This window comes from Sphingomonas gilva, from assembly GCF_003515075.1.
GTDB classification, from domain to species: Bacteria; Pseudomonadota; Alphaproteobacteria; order Sphingomonadales; family Sphingomonadaceae; genus Sphingomonas; species Sphingomonas gilva.
Genome location: NZ_QWLV01000007.1, coordinates 31,093 through 44,903 on the forward strand (window position 1 = coordinate 31,093; position 13,811 = coordinate 44,903).

Below are 13,811 nucleotides of genomic sequence, written 5' to 3' on the forward strand. Positions count from 1 at the left end.
GCCCTGTGATCCTCCCGCTCAGGGAAGCTCAGTCGTATTTGGGCTGCAGGTTGACCGCGGCGTGCTTGCCGCGGCGATCGACCTCCAACTCGAACTCCAGCTTGTCGCCCTCGTTGAGCGTGGGCATGCCCGCGCGCTCGACGGCGGAGATGTGGACGAACGCATCGGGCTGTCCGTCATCGCGCTGGATGAAGCCGAAGCCCTTCATCGCGTTGAAGAACTTGACCGTGCCGCTCGCCCGCTCGCCGGTCAGCTGGCGCTGCGGCCCGCCGCGGTCGCCGCCGAAGCCGCCCTCGCGCTGTTCGCGGGGGCCACGCTCCTGCACCGGCAGCGGCTCGCCCTCGATCTTGAGGTCGGTCGCCGAGATGCGCCCGCCGCGATCGACCAGGGTGAAGCCCAGCGGCTGCCCCTCGGCGAGGCCGGTGAGCCCCGCCTGCTCGACCGCGGAGATGTGGACGAACACGTCCTCGCCGCCATCGTCGCGGACGATGAAGCCGAAGCCCTTCTGCCCGTTGAAGAATTTGACCACGCCGGTGCCTTCGCCGACGACCTGCGGGGGCATGCCGCGGCCACCGCCGCCGCCGCCGCCGAAGCCGCCACCACCGCCGCCGCGATAGCCGCCGCCACCGCCGCCGCCGAACCGGTCGCCGCCACCGCCGAAGCGATCGCCGCCGCCGAAGCCGCCGCCGCCGCCGAAGCGGTCGCCGCCTCCGAAACCGCCGCGGTCGCCGAAGCCACCGCCGCCGAAACCGCCTTCATCGCCGAAACTGTCGCGCTTGTCGCGGCCACGCCCGCCGCGATCCCCGCGGCGTCCTCTATCGAAACCCATGCCCTGTTCGTCTTCCAACCTCGCCCGAAATCGACCGTTAAGACCATCGCCAGGCGAATCGCGCAGGTCTTCACAGCGCGAAAGATATGCGCGCCCGTGAAGGCCATAGACCAATTCTCCACAGGCTGCGAACATTTTCATCGCACGGAAGCCCCCGCCCGGTCGGTTCGTCTTGCGAGACCAACGCTCTCCCGCCAAAAGGCCCTTCATGGACAGCATCATCGCGCTTCTTTCCGACCCGGCCGCCTGGGCCGCCCTCGTCACGCTGGTGATTCTCGAGGTCGTGCTGGGGATCGACAATCTGATCTTCATCTCGATCCTGTCGAACAAGCTGCCCGCGCATCAGCAGCAGAAGGCGCGGCGGATCGGCATCGGCCTCGCGCTGGCGATGCGCCTCGCGCTCCTGTCGATGATCGCCTTCATCGTCGCGCTGACCACGCCAGTGTTCGATCTCGGCTTCCAGGGCGGCCCCGGCGCGCATGGCGAACCGACCTTCGAGACCGCCTTTTCCTGGCGCGACCTGATCCTGATCGCGGGCGGCCTGTTCCTGGTGTGGAAGGCGACCAAGGAGATCCATCACACGATGGATGTCGAGCCGACCGGCGAGACGCTCGACAAGAAGGGGCAGGTGGTCCTCAACTTCGGCTCGGCGATCGCGCAGATCGTCGCGCTCGACATGGTCTTCTCGATCGATTCGATCCTGACCGCGGTCGGCATGACCGATCATGTGCCGATCATGATGACGGCGGTGATCATCACCGTCATCGTCATGCTGGTGGCGGCCGATCCGCTCGCCAACTTCATCAACAACAACCCGACCGTGGTGATGCTGGCGCTGGGCTTCCTCCTGATGATCGGCGCGGTGCTGATCGCGGACGGCTTCGGCGTGCATGTGCCCAAGGGCTATATCTATGCCGCGATGGCCTTCTCGGCCGGGGTGGAGACGCTCAATATCTTCTCGCGCCGGGCGAGGAAGCGGAAGGCGGAGGCGCGCGCGGCGATCTCTCCGGCGAGCGTCACCGCCGACGAGTAGGCCCGCGCGCCATTGAGCGTTCATCGCAGGCGGGTTAGGGCGCAGGGCATGGCCGTATATTTCCACGAAGAAGACCTGCCCGCGGGCGTGCTCGCCCCGGGCCCGATCGCCGTCGATACCGAGACGATGGGGCTCCTGACCCCGCGCGATCGGCTGTGCGTCGTCCAGCTCTCGGACGGCGGCGATGACGAGCATCTCGTCCGCTTCAATCCGGGCAGCGACTATGCCGCGCCCAATCTGAAGGCGGTGCTGGCCGATCCCGCCCGGCTCAAGCTCTATCATTTCGCCCGCTTCGATATCGCCGCGATCCAATATTATCTCGGCGTGGTGGCGGCCCCGGTCTATTGCACCAAGACGGCGTCGCGGCTGGTGCGCACCTATACCGATCGCCACGGCCTGAAGGAGCTGGTGCGCGAGCTGCTCGGCGCCGAGCTGTCCAAGGTCCAGCAATCGTCCGATTGGGGCGGGCCTGAGCTGAACGACGCGCAGCGCGAATATGCCGCCTCCGACGTGCGCTATCTCCACCGCCTGCGCGAGGAGCTCGACCGGCGGCTGGCGCGCGAGGGCCGCACCGCGCTGGCCCAGGCCTGTTTCGACTTCCTGCCCGCGCGCGCCGCGCTCGATCTCGCCGGCTGGCCGGAGGTGGATATCTTCGCCCATGTCTGAGATCGCGGTCCGGATGCGCGGCGAGCGCCAGCGCTGGGCGGCGCCAGGATCGTCGCACGACCGCATCATCGGCCTGTCGCGCGTGATCCTGCCGATGGGCATCGGCATCCTCGCCGCCTTCCTGGTGATGGCGCCGCTGACGATGGGCGGCGACGTGTCGTTCGTGCTCGACAAGAACAAGGTCGCCGTGGCGAAGGAGCGGCTGCGGATCAGCGAGGCGCTGTACCGCGGCGCCGATTCGGAGGGCCAGCCCTTCGCGCTCCGCGCGGGATCGGCCGTGCAGGCCAGCTCGGCCGATCCGGTGGTGCGCATCACCGACATGGACGCCGAGATCCGCCTGAAGGACGGCCCGGCGACGCTGAGCGCCGAGCGCGGGCGTTACGACATGGAGGCCGAGCGCGTCGCCGTCGATGGGCCGATCCAGTTCCGCAGCGCTGACGGCTATGCGATCGACACCAGCGACGCGACGGTCGATCTCCGGTCGCGCACGATGTGGTCGGCCGGCGACGTCACGGGGCGGATGCCGCTCGGCACCTTCCGCGCCGATCGGCTGCGCGCCGATCTGGAGGCGCGCACCGTCACGCTCGAGGGCAACGCCCGCTTGCGGATCGTCCAGAACGGAGCCAGATGAGGGGCCATGATGCGCCGCGCCATCCTGTTCATGCCCATCGCGATGTTCGCCGCGCCGCTCGCCGCGCAGGCGCTGGAGAACCACAACGCCAACGCGCCGGTGGATGTCGAGGCCGACCGCATCGAGGTGCAGGACCGGCAGGACCGCGCCGTGTTCTCGGGCAATGTGAAGGTCCGCCAGGCCGGCCTCGCGCTCGACGCGGCGCGGCTGACGGTGTCCTATGCGGGCGGGCCGGGCCAGGGGGTCGACATCGAGCGGCTCGACGCGGCGGGCGGCGTGGTGGTGCGCAGCGCCACCGAGACCGCGCGCGGGCAGTACGCCATCTATGACCTCAACAGCCGCCAGATCACCATGCTGGGCGGCGTCAGCCTGGAGCAGCGCGGCAACCGCATCAACGGCGGCCGGCTGGTGATCGATCTCGACACCGGCCGCGCGACGGTCGACGGCCGGTCGAGCGCGCCCGCGGGCAGCGGAATCGAAGGCGGCACCGGCGGCCGCGTCACCGGCCGCTTCACCGTGCCCCAGCGCAACGATCAGTGAACCGCTAAATTTGCCCGCCGCGCCCCGGCGGGGGTTCCAACCGCCGGGATTTGCTTGCATGAATCCTGCCAAGTGAGCGCGCGGGAGGCGCAGTTGAACGACCAGGTGCTGATCGACCCCGAGACCCTGCACGAGCCGGCGATGGTCGAGCCCGTGGACAACGGCCTGTCGGTGGTCTCGATCGCCAAATCCTACGACAAGCGCGTGGTGCTCGCCGATGTCTCGCTGTCGGTCGCGCGGGGCGAGGTGGTCGGCCTGCTCGGCCCCAACGGCGCGGGCAAGACGACCTGCTTCTATTCGATCATGGGGCTGGTGAAGCCCGACAGCGGCCGAATCATGCTCGACGGCGACGACATCACCGGGCTGCCGATGTACCGCCGCGCGATTCTGGGCCTGGGCTATCTGCCCCAGGAAACCTCGATCTTCCGCGGCCTCACGGTCGAGCAGAACATCATGGCGGTGCTCGAGCTGGCCGAGCCCGACAGGGACGCCCGCGAGGCGCGGCTCGACAAGCTGCTCGACGAATTCGGGCTGACCCGGCTGCGCGCCTCCTCCGCGATGGCGCTGTCGGGCGGCGAGCGGCGCCGCGCGGAGATCGCCCGCGCGCTCGCCGCCGATCCGTCGATCATGCTGCTCGACGAGCCCTTCGCCGGCATCGATCCCCTGTCGATCAGCGACATCCGCGATCTGGTGAAGGAGCTGAAGCAGCGCTCGATCGGCGTGCTGATCACCGATCACAATGTCCGCGAGACGCTCGACATCGTCGACCGCGCCTGCATCATCTATGACGGCCGCGTGCTCTTCGCGGGCTCGCCCGGCGATCTCGTCGCCAACGAGAATGTCCGGCGGCTGTATCTGGGGGAGAGCTTCTCGCTCTGATCCCTTATGTCGCTTGGTCCCCGCCTCGATCTTCGGCAATCGCAATCGCTGGTGATGACGCCGCAGCTGCAGCAGGCGATCAAGCTGCTCGCGCTGTCGAACCTGGAGATCGAGGCGTTCATCGCCGAGGAGGTCGAGAAGAACCCGCTGCTCCAGGCGGGTAACGAAGGCAGCGCCCCCCCCGCGCCCGAGGAAGCGCCGCCGGTCGAGGCCGATGCGCCAGGCGGCGAGGCGGCGCTCGACATCGATCCGGCGACCGAACCGTTCGACCAGGACAGTCCTTCGGACCGCGCCGGGCTGGACGGCGGGCTCGGCGCGACCGGAGCGTCGCCCGGTGGCGGGGACGGCGAAGGCGTGGATTTCGACAGCTTCGCCAGCCCCGACATCAGCCTGGCCGACCATCTGCTCGCTCAGGCAGGGCTGGCGCTGGCGGGCGGCGCGCTCTTCATCGCCACCCACCTGATCGACCAGATCGACGAAGCGGGCTATCTGACTGCCGATCTGCTCGAAGTGTCGCAGCGGCTCGGCGTGCCGCTGGCCGAGGTCGAGCAGGCGCTGGCGGCGATCCAGCGGTTCGATCCCACCGGCGTCGGCGCGCGCAGCCTCGCCGAATGCATCGCGCTGCAGGCGAAAGAGGCCGATCGCTACGATCCGTGCATGGCGCGGCTGATCGACAATCTGGAGCTGGTCGCGCGCGGCGCGCTGCCGCAGCTGAAGCGCATCTGCCAGGTCGACGACGAGGATCTGGCCGACATGATCCGCGAGCTGCGCAACTATGATCCCAAGCCCGGCTGCCGCTTCGGCGGCGAGCCGCCCGCGCCGGTGGTGCCCGACCTGTTCGTCGCGCCCAAGGGCGGCGGCTGGGCGATCGAGCTCAACGCCGCGACGCTGCCGCGCGTGCTGGTCGATCGCGGCTATTATGTCGAGCTCGCATCGGGGCCGCAGGACAAGACGTCCAAGGCGTGGCTGGGCGACATGCTGGCGAGCGCCAACTGGCTGGTCAAGGCGCTCGACCAGCGCCAGCGCACCATCCTGAAGGTGGCGAGCGAGATCGTCAAGCAGCAGGAGGCGTTCTTCAGGAAGGGCGTCGCGCATCTCCGTCCGCTGACGCTGCGCGCGGTCGCCGAGGCGATCGAGATGCACGAATCGACCGTCAGCCGGGTGACCTCGAACAAATATCTGAGCTGCGCGCGCGGCGTGTTCGAGCTCAAATATTTCTTCACCTCGGCGATCCAGGCGGCCGACGGCGGCGACGCGGTGTCGGCCGAAGCGGTCAAGAGCGCGATCCGCGCGCTGATCGCCGCCGAGGAGGCGAAGGCGATCCTGAGCGACGACACGCTGGTCGAGCTCTTGAACGCCAAGGGCTTCGACATCGCCCGGCGGACGGTGGCGAAATATCGCGAGGCGATGGGCATCGGCAGCTCGGTCCAGCGCCGGCGGCAAAAGGCGCTGGAGAACGCCGCCTGAGGCAAGTTGACATATTTGAGGAATTTGACCCTCAAACGCGTTTTTTCACCGCCTCCCTTGGACGCGAAAAACCGAGGAAGAGAGTCCGGGAGTGATTCGCGAGCCATTCCGCCAGTAGAACATATGGCGAACATGTAGGACAGCGAAAAATGGAGCCATGACCGGTCCGATCACCCGCCCAGCATCAGCCCGGCGAGCGCGGCGGACATGAGGTTGGCGAGGCTGCCGGCGATCAGCGCCTTGATGCCGAGGCGCGCGATCATCGGGCGCTGGTTGGGCGCGAGGCCGCCGCTGACCGCCATCTGGATCGCGATCGAGGAGAAATTCGCGAAGCCGCACAGCGCGAAGGTGACGACCGCGACCGTTCCGGGCGAGAGCGTGCCCTGCACCCGGCCGAGTTCGATGAAGGCGACGAATTCGTTCAGGACCATCTTGGTGCCGAACAGGCCGCCGGCGATCCCCGCCTCGTCCCACGGCACGTTGAGCATGAACATGACGGGCTGGAAAACGTAGCCGAGCAGCATCTGGAAGCTGAGATCGGGCTGGCCGAACCATGCGCCGATCCCGCCCAATATGCCGTTGGCGAGCGCCACCAGCGCGACGAAGGCGAGCACCATCGCGCCGACCGCGACCGCGAGCTTGACGCCGGTCTGCGCGCCCTGCGCGGCGGCCATGATGATGTTCGCCGGCCGCTCCTCGTCATGGCTCGCCTCGGCGATGGCGACGGGCTCCAGATCGGCGGAGGCGGGATCGTCGGGCATGATGATCTTCGCCATCAGGATGCCGCCGGGCGCCGACATGAAGCTCGCCGCAAGCAGATAGGGCAGCAGCTGCGGCCCGATCATGCTGGCATAGGCGCCCAGGATCGTGCCCGCGACCCCGGCCATGCCGACGGTCATGATGGTGAACAGCTGCGCCGGCGTGAGCGCGGCGAGATAGGGGCGGATCACCAGCGGGCTTTCCGATTGGCCGACGAAGATGTTCGCCGCAGCACCCAGCGATTCGACCTTGGTGATGCCCGTCACCAGCTGGATCGCGCCGCCGACCCATTTGATGATCAGCTGCATGATCCCGAGATAATAGAGGATCGATATCAGCGAGGCGAAGAAGATGATCACGGGGAGCGCGGCGATGGCGAAGCTGTTCGCGCCGATCTCCGGCGAGGCGAGCGGGCCGAAGATGAAATCGGTGCCGGCCTTGGCATAGCCGAGCAGGTTCGACACGCCGTTCGACATCGCGCCGATCACCGAACGGCCCCAGGGCGTCGCCAGCACCAGCGCGGCGAAGCCCGCCTGGAGCGCGAAGGCCGGACCGACCACGCGCAGACGGATCGCGCGCCGGTTGTTCGACAGCGCCAGCGCGATCAGCAGGATGAGCACGATGCCGGCGATGCCGATCAGGATTCGATTCACGCAGGTCCCCCGAAACTTTTCAAACTTCACAAACGTCGCGCACAGGAGACAAAGGAAGTTTCCCGCGTCCGTGCGGGGCCAGGGCGGCCCGCGGCGACTATGGCAAGGCCTGCGCGTGTAGGACAGCCCCGATTGACGTGGGCGGCAAAGCGGTTAGCACGCGCTCGATGGATACGCCCACCCCGCCGCCCGCGATCACGCGGTCGCTGTTCGTCCTTTCGATCTTCTACGGCGGCATGGTCTGCATCGCGGGCGTGCTGGGCAACAAGCAGGTGGCGCTGGGGCCGCTGGCGGTGGAGGCGGGGATCTTCGCCTTCCTGCTGCTGGTCGTCGTGTCGAGCGCGGTCGCCGAGCTGCACGGGCGCCATACCGCCAACCGGCTGGTCCAGTTCGGCTTCGTGCCCCTGATCGCATCGCTGCTGCTGTCGCTCGCGGTGCTGGCGCTGCCCGCATCGGGCGCGATGGAGCCCGAGCGCGCGGCGGCGTTCGAGCTGATGATGAGCGCGACCCCGCGCATCTGGCTCGCCGGGATCATCGCCTATGGCGTGTCGCAGACGCTGAACGTGACGATCTTTTCCGCGTTGCGGCGCGAGGGCGGGCGGCTGCTGTGGCTCAGGTCGGCGATCGCGGGCGTGCTGAGCCAGGTGGTCGACACGCTGCTGTTCATCGGCATCGCCTTCTACGGCGTGTTCCCGATCGGCCAGCTGCTGGTGGGACAGATGCTGGCCAAGGTGGTGCTCTCCGCCTTCCTGGTGCCGCCACTTATCTATCTGTTCGTCGCATTGGGCCGGCGGCTGGACGGAGCGCGCGCATGACCGACAACGCCCCACCCCCCGCGATGCTGGCCAAGGCGGAGACGCTGGTCGAGGCGCTGCCTTATCTGCAGCGCTATGCCGGCGCGACCTTCGTGGTGAAATATGGCGGCCACGCGATGGGCGATCCCGAGCTGGCGCGCGATTTCGCCGAGGACGTCGTGCTGCTGAAGGCGGTCGGCATCAACCCGGTGGTGGTGCATGGCGGCGGCCCGCAGATCGGATCGATGCTGAAGCGGCTGGGGGTGGAAAGCCGCTTCGTCGACGGCCTGCGCGTGACCGACGCCGAGACCGCCGAGGTTGCCGAGATGGTCCTGGCAGGCAAGATCAACAAGGAGATCGTCGGCTGGATCGGCGCGGCGGGCGGCCGCGCGGTGGGCATTTCCGGCAAGGACGCCGGGCTGGTCGTCGCCGAGAAGATCGGCGGCAAGCGCGCGCCCAACCCCGATTCGGGGATCGAGCGGCATGTCGACCTGGGCTTCGTCGGCGAGCCGGTGCGGGTGGACCGCAAGATCATCGACACGCTGTCGTCGGCCGGCATCATCCCGGTGATCGCCCCGGTCGGGCTGGGCGTCGACGGCCACACCTACAACATCAACGCCGACACCATGGCGGGGGCGATCGCGGCGGCGCTGGGCGCATCGCGGCTGTTCCTGCTGACCGACGTCGCCGGCGTGCTGGGCAAGGACGGCGCGCTGCTGACCGACCTGACCCCCGCCGATATCGGCCGGCTGCGCGAGGACGGCACGATCAGCGGCGGCATGATCCCGAAGCTCGACACCTGCGTGACCGCGGTGGAGGCGGGGGTCGACGCCGCGGTGATCCTCGACGGGCGGGTGCCGCATGCCATGCTGCTCGAAATCTTTACCCGACGGGGCGCAGGCACGCTGGTCGGGCGCGGCTGAACTGGCATAATGCGCACCGGTGCATTATATAGATAGAACACCTGAATAGGGCCGCTTCATGTTCCTTCTGCTGCAATTCATCGCGTTCATCCTGATGATCGTCACCTGGATCATCGTCATCCAGGTGATCCTGTCGCTGCTGATCTCGTTCAACGTGATCAACACGCATAATGATTTCGTCCGCGGGCTTTACACCGCGCTCGAGCGGATGACCGATCCGATCTACCGGCCGATCCGGCGCATCCTGCCCGATTTCGGGCCGCTCGACCTGTCGCCGATGGTCGTGCTGCTGGTGCTGTTCTTCCTGCGGGGGACGGTGATCCCGTATCTGATGTACCAGACCGGGGGGATTTGAGGGGGGCGGAGCGGGGAGCAGGACATACTCCACTCCCCGTCACCCCGGACTTGTTCCGGGGTCCATGTTTCCGCAAGAGCCGCACGTGTTATCCTCGCGGCACGATGGACCCCGGAACAAGTCCGGGGTGACGGGTAGAGGGCTCCGACTATCTCCGCCCGGATGTGCTGGAAAGCGGTCCCCTGACGCTCTATGGCGCTCGGCATGACGGCTGAGATCATCGACGGCAAGGCGTTCGCCGCCAATCTGCGCGCTTCCATCGCGGAGGATGTTGCGGCGTTCCGGGACGCGGCGGGGCGGACCCCCGGTTTGGCGGTGGTGCTGGTCGGCGACGATCCGGCGTCCGCGGTCTATGTCCGCAACAAGGGCAGGGCGACCCGCGAGGCGGGGATGGAGAGCCTCGAGCACCGGCTGCCGGGAAGCGCCGGCCAGGACGAGCTGATCGCGCTGGTCGAGCAGCTGAACGCCGATCCGACGGTCGACGGCATCCTGGTCCAGCTGCCGCTGCCGGGGCAGATCGACGAGCGCGCGGTGGTCGCGGCGATCGACCCCGACAAGGATGTCGACGGGCTGACCACGACCAATGCCGGGCGGCTGGCGAACAATATGGACGGGCTGGCGCCCTGCACGCCGCTCGGCTGCATCATGCTCCTGAAGGACCAGCTGGGCGAGCTGAAGGGGCTGGAGGCGGTGGTGATCGGCCGGTCGATCCTGGTCGGCAAGCCGATGGCGCAGCTGCTGCTCGCCGAGAACTGCACCGTCACCATCGCCCATTCGAAGACGCGCGGCCTCGCCGACGTGGTGCGCCGCGCCGATATCGTGGTGGCGGCGATCGGCATCCCGCACATGGTGAAGGGCGACTGGATCAAGCCCGGCGCGACCGTGATCGACGTCGGCATCAACCGCACCGCCGACGGGCTGGTCGGCGATGTCGACTTCGCCGCGGCCGCCTCGCATGTCGCGGCGATCACGCCGGTGCCGGGCGGGGTCGGGCCGATGACCATCGCCTGCCTGCTCGCCAACACGCTGACTGCGGCTAAGCGGCGTGAGGGGATCGCGTGATCCTGGCGGCGCTGCTGCTGGCGCAAGCCGCGCCGCAGAGCGCCGTGGATGCCGAGCGCGCCTTCGCCGCCGATGCGCGGGACGACGGGCAATGGACCGCCTTCCGCCGCTGGGCGACCGACGACGCGATCATGTTCTTCCCCGAGCCCGACAAGGTGCAGGAGCGGCTGCGCGACGCGCCCGACCCGCCGCGCGCGGTGGCGTGGCAGCCGGCCAGGAGCTTCGTTTCGTGCGACGGCACGGTCGCGGTCAATACCGGGCCGTGGCGGCGGCCGGACGGATCGCAGGGCTATTTCACCACAGTGTGGAAGAAGCAGGCGGATGGCGGCTGGAAATGGGTGGTCGACCATGGCGACGGGCTGAAGACGCCGCGCGCGGATGACGGGGGCGTGCGCGAACGAAGGGCCGATTGCGCCACCCCCGCCCCCGGGCTTGGACGAGCGCCCTGCCCGCGGGAATGGCGCTGCGGCCACGGCCAATCGTCCGACGATACGCTCAGCTGGGGCTGGTCGGTGCGGGCCGACGGATCGCGCGATTTCGATGCGATGCTGTGGAACGGCGAGCGATATGAGCAGGTGGTCCACGATCAGGTGGCCGCGCCCAAGCCATGATCGAACTGTTCATCTCCGCCTTCATCACCTTTCTGGTGGTGATCGATCCGCCGGGCTGCGCGCCGATCTATGCCGGGCTGACCCAGGGCGCGGGGCCGGCGCAGCGGCGGGCGATGGCGGTGCGCGCGGTGCTGGTCGCGACGATCATATTGTTCGTCTTCGCGCTGGTCGGCGAGGATCTGCTGCGCTTCCTGGGGATCAGCCTGGACAGCTTCCGCATCGCCGGCGGGATCATGCTGTTCCTGATCGCGCTGGAGATGGTGTTCGAGAAGCGCACCCAGCGGCGCGAGGACCGCGCGGCGAAGATCGCCGAGACGCCCGAGATCGAGGATGTCTCCATCTTCCCGATGGCGATGCCGATGATCGCGGGGCCGGGATCGATCTCCGCGCTGATGCTCTTGATGTCGCGCACCGAGGGGCTGACCGCATCGCTGGTGGTGATGGGCGCGATGGCGCTGGTGCTGGTGCTGACCCTGGTCGCGCTGCTCGCCGCGGCGCCGCTGATGCGACTGTTGGGCGCGCGGATCGAGGCGGTGATCACGCGGCTGTTGGGCGTGCTGCTGGCGGCGCTCGCCGCGCAGTTCGTCATCGACGGGCTGCGCGCGAGCTTTGCGGGGTAGCAGGTGGTGCGCTTCGCATAGGGTCGTCACCCCGGACTTGTTCCGGGGTCCATGGTGCCGCACTCGCAGCGCTCTTGCCTCTAGCTCCGCCCCTGCCGCTCGATGGACCCCGGAACAAGTCCGGGGACGGTAGGAGGTTGGTCTAAGGTGACCTTCCCTACCGTATCCGCCAGGCCTTGAGCGGGGATTTTTTGGGCAGCTCGACCGGCTCCAGCCAATCGGGCGCCTGGCCGCGTTCGAGCTGGGCGTAGAAGCCGTCGGGCGCGCGGGCGCGGTAGACGGTGGTCTCGGCCATGTTGGGGCAGATGACGAGCAGGGTCGCGCCATGCCTCCTGGCGATGGCGTGGAACTGTTCCGCGCTGCCGTCGAAGGCGTGGTGGACGTCGAGGATCGCCCCGCCGTTCCGGTGATAGGGGCCGGAGATCGCCTTGTGGTGGGTTGTCACGATCAGCCGCGGGCCGAGGTCCGAATGGGTGAACACGGTTTGCGCGGGGAAGCGGTTCAAGGCCTGGAGGTTGGGGAGGAACGGGCAGCGATTGCCCGCGCGGTTGACCGTCTGCTGATAGGGCGTGGGCCGGTCGATCGGCAGATATTGGATGGCGAGGCCGGCGAACACGCCCGAGATGCCGAGAAAGGCGACGATCGCGCCCGCTGCGAGCAGCACGAAATTGCCCCGCGCGAGGCACCAGCGAAGCAGCAGCCAGGCGATCGCCACCGCGCCGGGCACACCGAGCAGCTGCGCCGCGCCGCCGGCGCGGACCTGCCACAGCATCATCAGGCAGGCGAACAGGCCGAACAGCGCGACCGGCGCCCAGGCGGCGAACAGCGGCGTGCCGCGCGCGCGCCACGTCGCGACGAACGCGCCGATGAGCCCGATCAGCGGCAGCACCGCGATGGGGAAGGCCATGCGGAAGGGGTGCTCGAAGATCGGCTTCGCCTCGCGCACGTTATTGAGCCACATCCGCGCGAGTTCGGGCGAGACCTGTTCGGGACGGCCGAGGCATTGCGGCCATGCGATGACGAAGAACAGCACCACCACAGCACCCACCGCGCCGGCGAGGCCGAGGCGGACGAGGCGGTTTTCCGCGCGGACCTGCGAAATGACGAAGGCGAGCGCGCCGGCGAGGACCATCACCGAGAGCCACACCGGCGTCAGCGCATCGCAGCGCGCGACGCGGTTGGCTTCGGAGGCGAACACGACATAGCCGATCGCGGTGCCGCCGCCCAGCGACAGCGCATAGGCGGCGAGCCGGCGCGCGTCGCCCCGGTCCCACACCCAGCGCAGCGCGACGATCGCGCCCGCCATCGCGGCATAGGGCAGCAGTTCCAGCCCGATCGCGAGGCTGAACGCGCTCGCCCCGCCGACCATCAGCCCGCCGCGCACCCGCCGCGGATTGGCGAGGCCGGCGACGGTGACGGCGAGGGCCGCGAGCTGCCAGCCATGATGATCGATCCGCAACGGGCGGAACATCACCATCGCGGCGCCCGCGCCCAAGAGGAACACCAGCGCGAGCGTCCAGGCGTGCGGCGCGACGAGGCGGCGGACGCTCGCCGCGAGCGCCGCCATGGTGACGCCAAGCGGCAGCAGCGGCGCGATCGCCGCCGCCCAGCGTTCCGCCCAGGGGGTGCTCATGAACGGTTCGAAGAGGAGGATCAGCCCGGCGATCGGCAGATCGACGATGCGGCTCCAGTGGATGTCGAAGCCCCCCGGCGGGTTGAGCCGGTAGTTGCGCAGATCGTACCAGCCCTGCCCGTCGAGCAGCGCGCGCACCTGCATCATCCGCATGTTGTCGTCTGTGTCGCTCAAGGCGAACCAATAGATCGCGTTCCAGCGATCGAACAGGAACCATATCGCGGTGGCGAGCCAGGCGAGCAGCGCCCAGGCGAGCCAGCGGCGGTCGAGGCTGGCGATGAGACGATCGGTGGCGGTCAATTCGCTTCCCTTGGATTTCGGCGGCGTTTAGAGGACCGGCGGCAAAGGACAAGCGA

Annotated in this window: 15 protein-coding genes; 12 read left to right on the plus strand and 3 right to left on the minus strand. The window is 68.5% G+C overall.

From position 1 onward, the window contains the following. Nucleotides 1–28: 28 nt before the first annotated feature. On the minus strand, nucleotides 29–829 hold the full coding sequence (locus D1610_RS17540; protein WP_118864705.1) for a cold-shock protein: 801 nt from the start codon (nucleotides 827–829) through the stop codon (nucleotides 29–31). A 208-nt stretch (nucleotides 830–1,037) separates the two neighbouring features. Between D1610_RS17540 and D1610_RS13415 the strand changes: the two genes are divergently transcribed. The 6 genes from D1610_RS13415 to rpoN all read left to right on the plus strand — a co-directional run bounded on the left by D1610_RS13415 (nucleotide 1,038) and on the right by rpoN (nucleotide 6,045). Next, entirely contained in the window at nucleotides 1,038–1,862 is an 825-nt protein-coding gene (locus D1610_RS13415; RefSeq protein WP_118864706.1) for a TerC family protein, read from the plus strand. Nucleotides 1,863–1,910: 48 nt separating this feature from the next. Then, nucleotides 1,911–2,528 (plus strand): ribonuclease D, encoded by a 618-nt coding sequence (locus D1610_RS13420; RefSeq protein WP_118864707.1) that lies wholly within the window; start codon nucleotides 1,911–1,913, stop codon nucleotides 2,526–2,528. Continuing rightward, nucleotides 2,521–3,159 (plus strand): LPS export ABC transporter periplasmic protein LptC, encoded by a 639-nt coding sequence (gene lptC, locus D1610_RS13425; protein WP_118864708.1) that lies wholly within the window; start codon nucleotides 2,521–2,523, stop codon nucleotides 3,157–3,159. The genes D1610_RS13420 and lptC overlap by 8 nt, the downstream gene beginning before the upstream one ends. 9 nt (nucleotides 3,160–3,168) lie before the next feature. Next, nucleotides 3,169–3,699, plus strand: a complete 531-nt coding sequence (locus tag D1610_RS13430; protein WP_118864857.1) for an LptA/OstA family protein — start codon at nucleotides 3,169–3,171, stop codon at nucleotides 3,697–3,699. A 141-nt stretch (nucleotides 3,700–3,840) separates the two neighbouring features. Next, nucleotides 3,841–4,578 carry an LPS export ABC transporter ATP-binding protein gene (gene lptB / locus D1610_RS13435; protein ID WP_118864858.1) on the plus strand — a complete coding sequence of 246 codons (738 nt, stop codon included), beginning with the start codon at nucleotides 3,841–3,843 and terminating at the stop codon, nucleotides 4,576–4,578. Nucleotides 4,579–4,584: 6 nt separating this feature from the next. Then, nucleotides 4,585–6,045: an RNA polymerase factor sigma-54 gene (gene rpoN / locus D1610_RS13440; RefSeq protein ID WP_118864709.1), complete on the plus strand. Its 1,461-nt coding sequence runs from the start codon at nucleotides 4,585–4,587 to the stop codon at nucleotides 6,043–6,045. Between the two features lie 170 nt (nucleotides 6,046–6,215). On the opposite strand, the gene D1610_RS13445 is transcribed toward rpoN, so the two are convergent. Then, entirely contained in the window at nucleotides 6,216–7,457 is a 1,242-nt protein-coding gene (locus tag D1610_RS13445; RefSeq protein WP_118864710.1) for a NupC/NupG family nucleoside CNT transporter, read from the minus strand. A gap of 167 nt (nucleotides 7,458–7,624) precedes the next feature. Here D1610_RS13445 and D1610_RS13450 point away from each other — a divergent pair, with 167 nt between their 5' ends. From D1610_RS13450 to D1610_RS13475, 6 genes are all read left to right on the plus strand, one after another. Next, on the plus strand, nucleotides 7,625–8,272 hold the full coding sequence (locus D1610_RS13450; RefSeq protein ID WP_118864711.1) for a queuosine precursor transporter: 648 nt from the start codon (nucleotides 7,625–7,627) through the stop codon (nucleotides 8,270–8,272). Further along, nucleotides 8,269–9,174: an acetylglutamate kinase gene (gene argB, locus D1610_RS13455; protein WP_118864712.1), complete on the plus strand. Its 906-nt coding sequence runs from the start codon at nucleotides 8,269–8,271 to the stop codon at nucleotides 9,172–9,174. The genes D1610_RS13450 and argB overlap by 4 nt, the downstream gene beginning before the upstream one ends. Nucleotides 9,175–9,232: 58 nt before the next feature. Beyond that, entirely contained in the window at nucleotides 9,233–9,529 is a 297-nt protein-coding gene (locus D1610_RS13460; protein ID WP_118864713.1) for a YggT family protein, read from the plus strand. 204 nt (nucleotides 9,530–9,733) lie between these two features. Then, nucleotides 9,734–10,591: a bifunctional methylenetetrahydrofolate dehydrogenase/methenyltetrahydrofolate cyclohydrolase FolD gene (gene folD, locus D1610_RS13465; protein WP_118864859.1), complete on the plus strand. Its 858-nt coding sequence runs from the start codon at nucleotides 9,734–9,736 to the stop codon at nucleotides 10,589–10,591. Further along, on the plus strand, nucleotides 10,588–11,202 hold the full coding sequence (locus tag D1610_RS13470; RefSeq protein WP_245942239.1) for a YybH family protein: 615 nt from the start codon (nucleotides 10,588–10,590) through the stop codon (nucleotides 11,200–11,202). Before folD ends, D1610_RS13470 begins: the two co-directional genes overlap by 4 nt. Continuing rightward, nucleotides 11,199–11,822 (plus strand): MarC family protein, encoded by a 624-nt coding sequence (locus tag D1610_RS13475; RefSeq protein ID WP_118864714.1) that lies wholly within the window; start codon nucleotides 11,199–11,201, stop codon nucleotides 11,820–11,822. Before D1610_RS13470 ends, D1610_RS13475 begins: the two co-directional genes overlap by 4 nt. Before the next feature lie 157 nt (nucleotides 11,823–11,979). On the opposite strand, the gene D1610_RS13480 is transcribed toward D1610_RS13475, so the two are convergent. Then, entirely contained in the window at nucleotides 11,980–13,755 is a 1,776-nt protein-coding gene (locus D1610_RS13480) for an AcrB/AcrD/AcrF family protein (RefSeq protein ID WP_118864715.1), read from the minus strand. Nucleotides 13,756–13,811 lie beyond the last annotated feature (56 nt).

Bases quoted from the DNA above. Each gene is read 5' to 3' on its own strand.
- D1610_RS17540 (WP_118864705.1), bottom strand. From the start codon at position 829: ATGGGTTTCGATAGAGGACGCCGCGGGGATCGCGGCGGGCGTGGCCGC.
- D1610_RS13415 (WP_118864706.1), top strand. From the start codon at position 1,038: ATGGACAGCATCATCGCGCTTCTTTCCGACCCGGCCGCCTGGGCCGCC.
- D1610_RS13420 (WP_118864707.1), top strand. From the start codon at position 1,911: ATGGCCGTATATTTCCACGAAGAAGACCTGCCCGCGGGCGTGCTCGCC.
- lptC (WP_118864708.1), top strand. From the start codon at position 2,521: ATGTCTGAGATCGCGGTCCGGATGCGCGGCGAGCGCCAGCGCTGGGCG.
- D1610_RS13430 (WP_118864857.1), top strand. From the start codon at position 3,169: ATGCGCCGCGCCATCCTGTTCATGCCCATCGCGATGTTCGCCGCGCCG.
- lptB (WP_118864858.1), top strand. From the start codon at position 3,841: ATGGTCGAGCCCGTGGACAACGGCCTGTCGGTGGTCTCGATCGCCAAA.
- rpoN (WP_118864709.1), top strand. From the start codon at position 4,585: ATGTCGCTTGGTCCCCGCCTCGATCTTCGGCAATCGCAATCGCTGGTG.
- D1610_RS13450 (WP_118864711.1), top strand. From the start codon at position 7,625: ATGGATACGCCCACCCCGCCGCCCGCGATCACGCGGTCGCTGTTCGTC.
- argB (WP_118864712.1), top strand. From the start codon at position 8,269: ATGACCGACAACGCCCCACCCCCCGCGATGCTGGCCAAGGCGGAGACG.
- D1610_RS13460 (WP_118864713.1), top strand. From the start codon at position 9,233: ATGTTCCTTCTGCTGCAATTCATCGCGTTCATCCTGATGATCGTCACC.
- folD (WP_118864859.1), top strand. From the start codon at position 9,734: ATGACGGCTGAGATCATCGACGGCAAGGCGTTCGCCGCCAATCTGCGC.
- D1610_RS13475 (WP_118864714.1), top strand. From the start codon at position 11,199: ATGATCGAACTGTTCATCTCCGCCTTCATCACCTTTCTGGTGGTGATC.